We start from the raw sequence: 11,961 nt of genomic DNA, 5'->3' as shown, positions 1-11,961 counted from the left end.
GCGGCGGGCGGCGTCACCACGATCATCGCGCGCCCCGACACCACGCCCCCCATCGACACCCCCGAGGCGCTGGAATTCGTCGCCCGCCGCGCCATCGACGCGCCCGTCCACATCCGCCACATGGCCGCCCTGACCAAGGCCCGCGAAGGCCGCGAGATGGTCGAGATCGGCTTCCTGACCGATCTGGGCGCGGTGGCCTTCACCGACGGCGTACGGGTGGTGCGCGACACCAAGCTCTTGGGCCGCTGCATGACCTATGCGCGCGGGCTGGACGCGCTGATCGTGGGCCATCCGCAGGACCCGTCCCTGTCGGCGGGGGCTGCGGCCACCAGCGGCAAGTTCGCATCCCTTTATGGCATCCCCGCCGTCTCCCCCATGGCCGAGGTGATGGGCCTGGACCGCGACTTGGCCCTGGTCGCGATGACGCGCGGACGCTATCACGCCGACCAGATCACCGTGGCCGCCAGCCTGCCGGCCCTGGCGCGGGCGCGCGATGCGGGGCTGGACGTGACGGCGGGGATCTCGATCCACCACCTGACGCTGAACGAGTTCGACGTGGGCGATTACCGGACCTTCTTCCGCTTCACGCCGCCGCTGCGGTCGGAGGATGACCGTCTGTCCATGGTCGATGCCGTGGCCCAGGGGCTGATCGACACCATCGCCAGTTTTCACACGCCCCAGGATGAAGAATCCAAACGCCTTCCGTTCGAGGCCGCGGCCCCCGGCGCCGTGGGCCTGCAGACCCTGCTGCCCGCGGCCCTGCGCCTGTATCACCAGGGCGGGCTGAGCCTGCCGCAGCTATTCCGCGCCATGGCGCTGAACCCCGCGCGCAGGCTGGGCCTCTCGGCGGGGCGCCTGTCCCGCCGCCCCCCCCGCCGATCTGGTGCTGTTCGACCCCGACGCACCCTTCGTGCTGGACCGCTTTGCGCTTTTGTCCAAATCGAAGAACACCCCCTTCGACGGCGCGCGCATGCAGGGCCGCGTCCTGGGCACCTGGGTCGCGGGCACCCCCGTCTTCGGAGAACACGCATGATCCTCTGGGCGATCTTCGGCTATCTTCTGGGCTCTGTCCCCTTCGGCCTGGTCATCACACGCGCCCTGGGCCTGGGCGATCTGCGCCAGATCGGCTCTGGCAACATCGGCGCGACCAACGTGCTGCGGACGGGCAACAAGGGTGCCGCGGTGGCCACGCTGCTGCTGGATTCGGGCAAGGGCGCCATCGCGGTCCTGCTGGCCCGCCATTTCGGCGGAGAGACCGCCGCGATCCTGGCCGGCGGCGCGGCCTTCCTGGGCCATTGCTTCCCCATCTGGCTGCGCTTCAAGGGTGGCAAGGGCGTCGCCACGTTCCTCGGGACGGTGATCGCGCTGAACTGGCCTTTGGGCCTGATTGCCTGCGCGACCTGGGCGCTGACCGCCGCGATCACCCGGATCAGCAGCCTCAGCGCGCTTCTGGCGGCCGCGCTGGCGCCGGTCTTTGCCTGGGGCCTGGGGCGGACCGACATCGCGGCGGTCGCGGCCTTCATGGCGGTGCTGATCTTCATCCGGCACCATGGGCGGCCTCGGGTTCGACGGCGGCGACGGGCAGCGTTCCGCCCAACCGCTGCAGCGCATCGACGCCCCGCCGCGCCGACACCGCGATCGAGATCAGTGCAAGGCAGGCCCCCGCCAGCAGGATCAGCGCGACCAGACCCACCAGCCCCAGAAGGACCGGCCAGGGCGGCACCCCCTCGGCCTGCCGGATCAGCAGCACGACCGCCGCCAGCAGCGCCAGCACCCCCAGCCCAAAGACGGCGGCCACCAACCGGCCGACCCATTGCATCACATCACCGCGCATCGCGTGCCCCCGCATCTTTTTCGCCGGGGTGCCACCACCGGCGCCGCAGATCAAGACATCGCGGACGGGCGCGGCTCACACTCGCGTGCGTCGGCATCCGTCATGCGGGACACCCAAGGGGGGTCCGGGGGGACGGGACGTCTCCCCGGCACGTCGCGGGACGCAATCGGCGATCAGTAGGAATATTCGTCGTAGATCCGCGTCAGGTCGCCGTTCCAGGCGCCGCGATACTTTTCCAGCAACTCGTCGGCGGGGACCTTGCCGCTGTCGACGCTTTCCTTCAGCGCGTTCAGGAAATGCGTCTCGTCGGGGACCAGGCCGTCGTTGCCCGACCGGGCGCGGGCCTTCAGCCCGCCCTCGGCAATGGCCAGAACCTCGCGGGCCAGGTCGTGCATCTTCACGCCCCCCGCCTGCGCCTGCAGGCCGTCACGACCCGCCGACCGGCGCAGCGCCTCGCGGGTCTCGGCGTCCCAACCCTTGACCAGGTCATAGGCCGCATCCAGCGCATCCTGATCATAGGTCAGCCCGACCCACAGCGCCGGCAGCGCGCACAGCCTGCGCCACGGGCCGCCATCGGCCCCGCGCATCTCAATGTACTTCTTGACGCGCGCCTCGGGGAACACGGTGGTCATGTGATCGGCCCAGTCCGACAGCGTCGGCACCTCGCCCGGCAGGGCCGGCAGCTGGCCCTTCAGGAAATCGCGGAAGCTCTGGCCCAGGGCGTCGATGTACTTTCCGTCGCGATAGACGAAATACATGGGCACGTTCAGCACATAATCGACCCAGGCCTCATAGCCGAACCCGTCCTCGAAGACGAAGGGCAGCATGCCGGTCCGCGCCGCATCCAGGTTCTGCCAGATATGCGCGCGCCAGGATTTCATCCCGTTGGGCTTGCCGTCCAGAAAGGGCGAATTGGCGAACAGCGCCGTGGCCACCGGCTGCAGCGCCAAAGCCACGCGCATCTTCTGGACCATGTCGGCTTCGGACGCGAAATCCAGGTTCACCTGCACCGTGCAGGTCCGGTACATCATCTGCGTGCCCAGCGTGCCCACCCGACCCATATAGTCGGTCATCAGCCGATACCGCCCCTTGGGCATCATCGGCATGTCATCCTGGCCCCAGATCGGCGCCGCACCCAAGCCGATGAAGCCCGCGCCGATGTCGGCGGCGACGGCCTCGACCTCGGCCAGGTGGCCGTTCACCTCGTCGCAGGTCTGGTGGATCGTCTCCAGCGGCGCACCGGACAGTTCCAGCTGGCCGCCGGGCTCCAGGCTGACATTGGCGCCGTCGCGCTCCAGCCCGATCAGCTTGCCGGCCTCAAGGACCGGGGTCCAGTTGAAACGGTCGCGCAGCCCCTCCAGCATGGCCGTGATCGACACGGGACCCTCATAGGGCAGCGGCATCTTGCGCGCGTCGTCATAGCCGAATTTCTCGTGCTCGACGCCGATGCGCCAGGCGTCCTTCGGCTTCTCGCCGCTGGCGATATAGGCGGCCAGCTGGTCACGATGTTCGATGGGGCCTCCGCCCTGCTGGGGAATGGACATGGACGATGAGGCCTTTCAAGGGTTTCCGGTCGGTCACAGGTGGCAACGCGGACGGGCCAAGTCAAGCCGCCTCATCCCGGCCTCCGCCAAACGGTGCGCATCGCATCCTGCTGTCGGGCCACCTGTGCCAGTGCCGCCGACACCGCGCCCATGTCCAGACCGGGCAACGCGGTGAAAGCATCGGCCAGCGCCCCGGCCCCCGCCGCGTCGGCGGGGATCAGCAACGCCTCGCCCGACTGGCTGCGCAGGCGCCAATGCGCATGACCGTCCAGCCGCAACAGGCGGATCTCGACCAGGTCGCGCAGGGGGATCTCTCCGCCCATGTCGGTCGCGCCGTAATAGCGGATCGCCCCCTCGACGATCTCGACCACGCCGGGGGCGGCGACGGGGCGGCGAAACGGCGTGCGGCGCAGCGCGCCCAGGGCCAGGCTGCCCGCAACCAATGCCCCAGCCCCGCCCAGGACCGCAAAGAACCAGCCACCCCAGAACGCCACCCACAGCGCAGCCAGCGCCAGCGCCGCAAAGATCAGCAGTTCGGAGTGGGTGCGCAGCAGGCCGCGCAGGTCAGGCCGGATCACGGGCGGCGGCCGGGCATGGGTATTCGGATGACGAAGACATTCACCACCGGGTCAGCGCGTCCTCGTCCTCGGGGCGGGCGGCGACCCAGCCCGTCGTGCCGTCGCGCGCGATCTCGCGTTTCCAGAAGGGGGCGCGGGATTTCAGCCAGTCCATCAGGAAATCGGCCGCGTCGAATGCCGCACGGCGATGGCGGGCGGCGGTGGCGACCATCATGATCTGTCCCCCCACCGGGATGCGGCCATAGCGATGGACGATGCGCCAGTCGGCCAGCCCAAAACGCGATGCGGCGGCCATGCCGTGATCGGTCAGCGCGCGTTCGGTCATGCCGGGGTAATGCTCGATCTCCAGCGCGTCCAGAAGGCCGCCGTCGTCGCGCACGATGCCGGTGAAGGTGACGACCGCCCCGGCCCCCGCGCCAAAGCCCGCAAGTTCGGACGCCAGATCGAAGGGGTCGGACTGGACGCGGGCGCTCATCAGCCGCCCGTCATCGGCGGGAAGAACGCGACCTCGCGGGCGCCGGCCAGGGGCGCGTCCAGATCGGTCAGCTGCTGATCCACGGCGCAGCGCAGGGCCGCGATGTCGCCAAAGGCCGCGGCATGCCCGTCAGACTGTGCGGCCAGTTCGGCGATCAGCGCGCGCGGGGTCGCGGCCTCCGTCTGCACGGTTTCGCGGGGGTGGCCGATGCGTTCGCGCAGCCAAGCGAAATACAGGACCTCAACCGTCACGACGGGAATCCTTCAGATAGGGCAGCGCCTTGATGAAATAGTCCCAGCCCGTCCAAGCCGTCAGCGCCGCGGCGATCCAGATCAGCGTCAGGCCGGCATAGGTGGCAAGCGCCGCCCAGCTGCCCGACCAGATCAGCCCGACCTCGCCCACGCGGGGGGCCAGGCCGTGTTCGACATAGGCCAGGCCCGTGGCCAGGAACAGGATCGAGATGGCGACCATCTGCAGGGTCGTCTTCCATTTCGCCAGCTTGGTCACCGCCAGCAGGCGCGACTTGTCGCCCAGGTATTCGCGGAGGCCGGACACGAAGACCTCGCGGAACAGGATGATCGTCACCGGCAGGATCAGCCAAGGGTTCATCCCGGAATACCCGGTGATGACCACCAGCGCGATGACCACCATGGCCTTGTCCGCGATCGGGTCCATCGCGGCGCCAAAGCGGCTTTCCTGTTTCCAGGCGCGGGCCAGATAGCCGTCGATCCAGTCGGTGATCGCCGCGCCCATGAACAGCGCCAGCGCCGCCCAGTCGGCCCAGGGCCTCTGGAAGTACAGAAACATCAGCGGGACCCCGGGGGCCGCCAGCAGACGCAGAAGGGTCAGGATATTCGGAAGGTTCCAACGCATGGCCGCACGCTAGTCCCTGCCGCGGGCGTTGGAAAGGGCCAACGCGCCGCTGGCGAAGCTGTGATCCGGACCTGTCATCCCTTGGCGTTGAAGTGGTCATAGACCTTTTGCGCCATCGCCGCGGAAATGCCCGGCGCCGCCTGCAGATCGGTCAGCCCGGCGCGGCCCACGGCCTTGGCGCTGCCGAAATGCTGCAGCAGGGCGCGCTTGCGCGACGCGCCGATGCCCGCGATCTCGTCCAGGGGGTTTGCCATCTGCGATTTCGCGCGCTTGGCGCGATGGGTGCCGATGGCCCAGCGGTGCGCCTCGTCGCGCAGGCGCTGGACGAAGTACAGGACTGGATCGTTCATGCGCAGCGCGAAGGGGCGCTGGCCGTGGCGGTGGAACTCCTCCTTGCCGTGGTCGCGGTCCTGGCCCTTGGCGACGCCGATCATCGGGATGTCCTCGACGCCCAGTTCGGCCATGATCTCGTGGACGGCCGACACCTGCCCCGCGCCGCCGTCGATCAGCAGCAGGTCCGGCCAGGCCTCGGTCTGGCGGTCGGGATCGTCCTTCAGCAGACGGGTGAAGCGGCGCGTCAGCACCTCCTTCATCATGCCGAAGTCGTCGCCGGGAGTGATCTCGGTGCCCTTGATGTTGAACTTGCGGTACTGGTTCTTGATCCAACCGTCCGGCCCGGCGACGATCATGCCGCCGACCGCGTTGGTGCCCATGATGTGGCTGTTGTCATAGACCTCGATCCGGCGCGGCGGGCTGGGCAGTTCGAACGCGTCGGCCAGCCCCTCCAGCAGGCGCAGCTGCGTGGCGCTTTCGGACATGCGTCGCGCCAGGCTTTCGCGCGCGTTGCGCAGCGCGTTGGTCACCAGGTCGGACTTCTCGCCGCGCAGCGGAACGGCCACCTCGACCTTGCGGCGGGCGCGCTCGGAAAGGACATCCGCGGTCAGGTCCGGATCCTCGGGCGGGTGGGACAGCAGGATCTGGCGCGGCGGCGGGGTGTTATCATAGAACTGCATCAGGAAGGCCTGCATCACCTCGTCCGGGCTCTCGGCCCCGCCAAGGCGCGGATAGAAATCGCGATTCCCCCAGCTTTGATTGCCGCGGATGAAGAAGACCTGCACGCAGGCCTGCCCCCCCTCCATGTGCAGGGCCACGATGTCGGCCTCGGCCACGCCCTTGGGGTTGATCGCCTGCACCGACTGCACCGCGGTCAGCGCCTTGATGCGGTCACGCAGGGCGGCTGCGCGCTCATACTCCATATTCTCGGCCGCGCGGGCCATCTCAGCGGCAAGATCGGACTGGATGGTCGTGGTCTTGCCCTGCAGGAACCGTTCCGCGTCATTGACCAGCGCGTTGTAGTCGGGCGCGCTGATGCGGCCCACGCAGGGCGCGCTGCACCGCTTGATCTGGAACAGCAGGCAGGGGCGAGTGCGGCTCTCGAACACGCTGTCAGTGCAGTTCCTCAGCAGGAACACGCGCTGCAGCTGGGTCAGCGTGCGGTTGACCGCCCCCGCGCTGGCAAAGGGGCCGTAGTAGTCGCCCTTTTCCGACTTCGCGCCGCGATGCTTCTTGATCTGGGGATAGTCGTGGGACTTGGCCACCAGGATGTTCGGGAACGACTTGTCGTCGCGCAGAAGCACGTTGTAACGCGGCTTGAGCTGCTTGATCAGGTTCTGCTCCAAGAGCAGCGCCTCGGTCTCGGTGTTCGTGGTCAGGAACATCATCGAGGCCGTCTCGCGGATCATCCGCGCGATGCGCCCCGAATGGCCCGAAGGCCGGGCATAGTTCGACACCCGCGCCCGCAGGTCGCGGGCCTTGCCCACGTAAAGAACCGCCTGCTGGGCATCCAGCATGCGATAGACGCCGGGACTGCTGTCCAGCGTGCGAAGGTAATCCTGGATGAGGGCGTGGCCGGTTTTCTGGGTCATGACGTGAACTTGGTGATTCTCGGCCCCGCTGCAAGTTCCGGGCACCGAAGGCAAGAAGGAAGCTTTCCACGGAATCTGTGGATAATTCTGTGGGTGGGCTGTGAGGATGACCCCGCAGGGCCAGCAATCGTTACAGTTCCGTGAAGTTGCCCTTATTTTAGGCAGATCGCAATGGCATTGTTATTGCTTGATAATTTTTATTCAGGCCCGTTGTGGACAGAAAAATCTTGCAGAATCCGCATCTTGCAGGGGTCTGCCATGGTGCCGTGGACAAAATGATCCGATCGTTCCGGATCGGGCCTATTCCGGCCCCAGAACGTCGGGCGTGCGCCACCCCAGATGTTGTCCGCCATCGACGCAGATCAGCTGTCCGGTGACCGCACGCGCGTCCAGGAAGTACCCCAGAGCGTCGGTGATGCCCTGGGCATCCGCCCCCCTGCCCAGCACCGTCGCAGCCCTCTGGGCGGCGAAATGGCGGTCGCTCTGGCGGGCACCCTGCAGGGTCGGACCGGGACCGATGGCGTTCACGCGGATGTCGGGTGCCAGGGCCTGCGCCGCGGTGCGCGTCAGCGACCACAGCGCGGCCTTGGCGATGGAATAGGTCATGAACTCTGGCGTGGGCTTCAGAACCCGCTGATCGACCATGTTCACCACCAGGCCCGCGGCCTGAGGTTCGCCGTTCTCGTCCGGGCGCGCCTTGGGGCATTGCGCGGCAAAGGCCTGCATCAGCTGGAAGGGCGCGCGAAGGTTCGACCCCAGGTGCCGGTCCCAACCCTGCATCGTCGCGCTGCGCATCGTGTCGTATTCGAAGATCGAGGCATTGTTGACCAGCACGGTCAGCGGCCCCATCGCCGATGCGACGTCCGGGACCAGCGCGGCGGTCGCATCGGCGTCCAGCAGGTCGACCCGGAAGGTCTGCGCCCGCACGCCCAGGGCGCGTGCGTCAGCGGCCGTGCGCTCGGCATCGTCGGCCGAGCCGGCATAGTGGATCGCCACGTCATGGCCGCGCCGCGCCAGTTCCAGCGTCATCGCGCGGCCAAGGCGGCGGGCCGCCCCCGTGACCAGCGCGACGCCCGTCACAGCAGCACCCAGGCATAGGCGGCATAGCCCGCCACGAACAGCGCCCCCACCGGCCGCGTCAGGCTGATGCCGCGGAACAGGAACGGGAACAGCAGCAGGGCCGCGCCCAGCATCACCCACAGGTCCAGCCGCAGCATTTCGGGCGGGATGGGCAGCGGAGAGATGACCGCGGTGATCCCCAGGATGGCCAGGATGTTGAAGATGTTCGAGCCGACCACATTGCCAAGCGCCATGTCCGCCCGACCCTTCAGCGCGGATGCGACCGAGGCCGCCAGTTCCGGCAACGACGTGCCGATCGCGACCAGCGTCAGCCCGATCACGGTCTCGCTGATGCCGAAGGCGCGGGCGATGTCGGTCGCGCCATTGACCAGCAGGTTCGCCCCGACCGGCAGCAGCACCAGGCCCAGGCCCAGCCAGACCGCGATGCGCCCCCAGCCCGCGCCCAGGGTCGCGCCGTCCACGCCGTCGGCCTGCGTCTCCTCGGCGCGGCCGGTGGACAGCTGCCGCCACAGGACCGCGGCCAGCGCCAGCAGCAGGATCACGCCCTCAAGGCGCCCGATCTCTCCGGTCAGGGCGATGCCGATCAACAGCAGCGAGGCCGCGATCATCATCCCCCAGCTTTCGCGCAGGTCGTGCCCCTTGGTGACGATCACAGACACCAGCGCGGTCACGCCCAGGATCACCAGCACGTTGGCGATGTTAGAACCCACGACATTGCCCATGGCGATGCCGCTGGACCCCTTCAGGGCCGCCGACAGCGACACCAGCAGCTCGGGCGCCGAGGTGCCGAAGGCCACGACGGTCAGGCCCACAACCAAGGGCGTCATGCCCAGTTTCAGCGACAGCCCGACGGCGCCCTTGACCAGCAGGTCGCCCCCCAGAACCAGAAGGGCCAGTCCGCCCAGCACCAGAAGCAGTTCAACGATCACGATGGTCGATCCCCAGGAATTTTTTCAGAAAACGGCGCAGGCCCGGTCCGCGCAGCAGGGCGACGACGACCATGACCAGCAGGAACAGGAGGACGATGCGCAGCATCATCCGCGGGTGCCGAACCGCTGGAAGGCGGCGCGATCCTCGGCCGCGTCCATCAGAAGGTCGGCGGACAGGCCAAGGCGGCGCAGCAGCGGCCGGCGCATGCCGTGCACCTCGAAGCGGATCTTGTCGCCGTACAGCGCCTTGAGCCGCGGGACCGGATGAGCGATGCCGTCAGCCAGCCCCAGGCGCACGGATTCCAGCCCTGCCCAGAACTCTCCGGTAAACAGGTCGCGTTCGGCGTTCAGGCGGGTGCCGCGACGAGCGCGGACATGGTCCTTGAACGCCAGGTGGATCGGCTCGAGGATCGCGTGCAGGCGGGCCACGTCGTCGGGATCCTGCGGGCGGAACGGGTCCAGCGTCGATTTCGACGTGCCGGCCGTGTGGACGCGGCGTTCGATGCCCCATCGCTGGATCAGCTGGTCGAACCCGAACCCGGCCGAGATCACCCCGATCGACCCCAGGATCGAGCTTTCATCCGCCCATATGTCGTCGGCCGCGCAGGCCAGCCAATAGCCACCCGATGCGGCCACGTCCTCGACGAAGGCATGGACGGGGATGTCGGTCTCATCCGCCAGCCTGCGGATGCGCGCCGCGATCAGCGACGACTGCACGGGCGACCCGCCCGGCGAATTGATGATCAGCGCCACGGCCAGGGGCTTGCCGCGCCGGAACGCGCGTTCGATCACGGGGGCAAGGGCCGCATCGTTCAGGCCGCCGCCGCGCCCCGCACCACCAATGGTGCCGGACAGACGGATGACCGCGACGCGGGGCTTGCGGGACAGCAGGCGAGAGACGACGGGAATGTGCATGGCCCACAGATAGGCTTAGCGCGGGCCGCTCACAAGGCGGGACGTCAGGCGGGAACGTCGCGGATCGTGTCGCCGGGCAGAAAGGTCGGGGTCAGCGCGATGATGCGGTTTTCGGGCGCCGCGTCCTTGCCCGATACCAGCCGCGCCGCGCGCCGCCCGACATCGACGCGCCGTGCATCCGTGGTGGCCAGGCGCATCGGCAGCCCGTCCAGCAGGTCGACCCCGTTGAACCCCGCCAGCCCCAGCCTGCCGGGCACGTCATAGCCGCGGTCGATGCAGTGCAGCAGCCCCCCTGCCCCGATCATGTCGTTCGAAAAATACAGGAAATCCAGGTCCGGTGCGCGGGTCAGGATGCGCTCGGTCAACTCGCGCCCCTTCAGCAGGGACGATCCGCCCTGATAGTATTCGCGCGCCTCCAGCTGGACGCCGGCGGCGGCCAGCCCCTCCTCGAAGCCCAGCAGACGTTTGCGGGCGCGGTGATCCTCGGGCATGTGGGTGCCCACGAAACCGATGCGGCGATAGCCCGCCGCTAGGATACGGTCGGCCATCTCGCGCCCGGCGCGGATATGAGAGATGCCGACCAGCGTGTCGATCCCCTCGCCGTCGACATCCATAATCTCGACCACCGGCAGGCCGGAATTCTGCAGCATCGCGCGGGCGGCCTTGCTGTGCTCCAGCCCCGCCAGGATCACGCCCGAGGGCCGCCAGGACAGCATGTCGTACAGCACCATCTCCTCGCGCGCGGGAGAATAGTTGGTGACACCGATCACCGGCTGCAGGCCGGTATCGTCCAGCTCCGCCGAAATGCCGCCCAACACGTCGGGAAAGACCAGGTTCGACAGCGACGGGATGACCACGGCGACCAGGTTGACCCGCTGGCTGGCCAGTCCGCCCGCGATCTTGTTGGGAACATAGCCAAGCGTCTTGGCCGCGGTCAGCACCTTTTCACGCGTGGCCGCCGACACGTCGCCCCGGTTGCGCAAGACCCGGCTGACGGTCATCTCCGAGACGCCCGACGCCTCGGAGACGTCTCTGAGGGTCAGGGGGCGGCGCGGTCGAATGGGCAGCATGGGGCGTTCCGATCTGTGGATAGCCGATGTTAGCGAAGGACAGACCTGCCCACAACCGCCCCTGCCGCCGCTTGCCAAGCGCCCCCCGATTTGAGTATGCATGCCCGGCAGGCCCCGTGGCTCAACTGGATAGAGCAGCCCCCTCCTAAGGGGCAGGTTACAGGTTCGAGTCCTGTCGGGGTCACCAACGAAATCATGAAGTTAATAAGAAAATCGTTGCTTGAGGAGGTATTCTTTTTGGTTCGTTGAACCATTATCGTCCAGAGTATAGCTGAAGCTTAACGAAAAATAGCGCCTGACATTACGCCAGACGCCATCGCAGGCCCAAGCATTTGAAAAATATCTAGCGTAAGCGCGATAAACCATAGCTTTATCATGGTCAGAAGTTAGGGTCAGGACCCATTAATCGGGTTGCGACCCCCTTGCCGGCGTGTTTCACGCTCCCGAACTGATGGGGGCATGCTGAGCAATCTTTTTTGGCTGAGTGACGAGCAGATGGCGCGGCTGCGGCCGTTCTTTCCAAAGAGCCATGGCCGCCCACGGGTCGATGATCGGCGGGTCTTGAGCGGGATAGTCTTCATCAATCGTAATGGCTTGCGTTGGTCCGATGCGCCGCCAGAGTGTGGTCCACCGAAGACCCTCTACAACCGATGGAAGCGCTGGAGCGACATCGGTGTTTTCGCCCGGATGATGGAGGTTCCGAAGCCGCCGACCGGAAGACAGTGATGATTGACGCCA

The 11,961-nt window shown here is 67.5% G+C and carries 11 protein-coding genes, 1 tRNA gene and 3 pseudogenes; 4 read left to right on the top strand and 11 right to left on the bottom strand.

The features are described 5' to 3' along the window. Nucleotides 1–1,033, top strand: a pseudogene (locus tag GBO37_RS13545) (amidohydrolase family protein); the annotation flags it as partial. Next, a pseudogene (gene plsY / locus GBO37_RS21645) lies at nt 1,030–1,494 on the top strand (glycerol-3-phosphate 1-O-acyltransferase PlsY); the annotation flags it as partial. The pseudogenes GBO37_RS13545 and plsY, both read left to right, overlap by 4 nt. A 43-nt stretch (nt 1,495–1,537) precedes the next feature. Here the strand turns inward: plsY and GBO37_RS13535 are convergent. From GBO37_RS13535 to GBO37_RS13485, 11 genes are all read right to left on the bottom strand, one after another. Continuing rightward, on the bottom strand, nt 1,538–1,834 hold the full coding sequence (locus GBO37_RS13535; protein WP_252929560.1) for a hypothetical protein: 297 nt from the start codon (nt 1,832–1,834) through the stop codon (nt 1,538–1,540). A 173-nt stretch (nt 1,835–2,007) separates the two neighbouring features. Beyond that, nucleotides 2,008–3,378: a glutamate--cysteine ligase gene (locus GBO37_RS13530; protein WP_252929558.1), complete on the bottom strand. Its 1,371-nt coding sequence runs from the start codon at nt 3,376–3,378 to the stop codon at nt 2,008–2,010. A 71-nt stretch (nt 3,379–3,449) separates the two neighbouring features. Further along, on the bottom strand, nt 3,450–3,956 hold the full coding sequence (locus GBO37_RS13525) for a hypothetical protein (RefSeq protein WP_045981075.1): 507 nt from the start codon (nt 3,954–3,956) through the stop codon (nt 3,450–3,452). Between the two features lie 40 nt (nt 3,957–3,996). Beyond that, nucleotides 3,997–4,431, bottom strand: a complete 435-nt coding sequence (locus GBO37_RS13520; RefSeq protein ID WP_252929556.1) for a molybdenum cofactor biosynthesis protein MoaE — start codon at nt 4,429–4,431, stop codon at nt 3,997–3,999. After that, on the bottom strand, nt 4,431–4,682 hold the full coding sequence (moaD, locus tag GBO37_RS13515) for a molybdopterin converting factor subunit 1 (RefSeq protein ID WP_139085116.1): 252 nt from the start codon (nt 4,680–4,682) through the stop codon (nt 4,431–4,433). Before moaD ends, GBO37_RS13520 begins: the two co-directional genes overlap by 1 nt. Continuing rightward, on the bottom strand, nt 4,672–5,304 hold the full coding sequence (gene pgsA / locus GBO37_RS13510; RefSeq protein ID WP_252929555.1) for a CDP-diacylglycerol--glycerol-3-phosphate 3-phosphatidyltransferase: 633 nt from the start codon (nt 5,302–5,304) through the stop codon (nt 4,672–4,674). The genes moaD and pgsA overlap by 11 nt, the downstream gene beginning before the upstream one ends. 74 nt (nt 5,305–5,378) lie before the next feature. Beyond that, the gene (gene uvrC / locus GBO37_RS13505; RefSeq protein WP_252929553.1) at nt 5,379–7,229 is read right to left on the bottom strand and encodes an excinuclease ABC subunit UvrC; all 1,851 of its coding nucleotides are present in this window, start codon (nt 7,227–7,229) and stop codon (nt 5,379–5,381) included. A 300-nt stretch (nt 7,230–7,529) separates the two neighbouring features. Continuing rightward, nucleotides 7,530–8,309, bottom strand: a complete 780-nt coding sequence (locus GBO37_RS13500; RefSeq protein WP_371927583.1) for an SDR family oxidoreductase — start codon at nt 8,307–8,309, stop codon at nt 7,530–7,532. Continuing rightward, on the bottom strand, nt 8,306–9,238 hold the full coding sequence (locus GBO37_RS13495) for a calcium/sodium antiporter (protein ID WP_045981070.1): 933 nt from the start codon (nt 9,236–9,238) through the stop codon (nt 8,306–8,308). Before GBO37_RS13495 ends, GBO37_RS13500 begins: the two co-directional genes overlap by 4 nt. A 105-nt stretch (nt 9,239–9,343) precedes the next feature. Continuing rightward, a complete protein-coding gene (locus tag GBO37_RS13490; protein WP_252929551.1) occupies nt 9,344–10,153 on the bottom strand; it encodes a S49 family peptidase in 810 nt (269 codons plus the stop codon). A gap of 44 nt (nt 10,154–10,197) precedes the next feature. Next, a complete protein-coding gene (locus GBO37_RS13485; RefSeq protein WP_252929550.1) occupies nt 10,198–11,223 on the bottom strand; it encodes a LacI family DNA-binding transcriptional regulator in 1,026 nt (341 codons plus the stop codon). A 110-nt stretch (nt 11,224–11,333) separates the two neighbouring features. On the opposite strand from GBO37_RS13485, the gene GBO37_RS13480 reads away from it, so the two are divergent. Both GBO37_RS13480 and GBO37_RS13475 read left to right on the top strand, forming a co-directional pair. Next, nucleotides 11,334–11,410, top strand: a tRNA-Arg gene (locus GBO37_RS13480). Nucleotides 11,411–11,685: 275 nt separating this feature from the next. Continuing rightward, nucleotides 11,686–11,961 (top strand): annotated as a pseudogene (locus GBO37_RS13475) (transposase); the annotation flags it as partial.

The sequence above is a fragment of the Paracoccus sp. 08 genome (assembly GCF_024105395.1).
In the GTDB taxonomy this organism is placed as follows: Bacteria; Pseudomonadota; Alphaproteobacteria; order Rhodobacterales; family Rhodobacteraceae; genus Paracoccus; species Paracoccus marcusii.
Note: the sequence above shows the minus strand (reverse complement) of the source record. Positions and strands in the feature narration are given on the sequence as shown.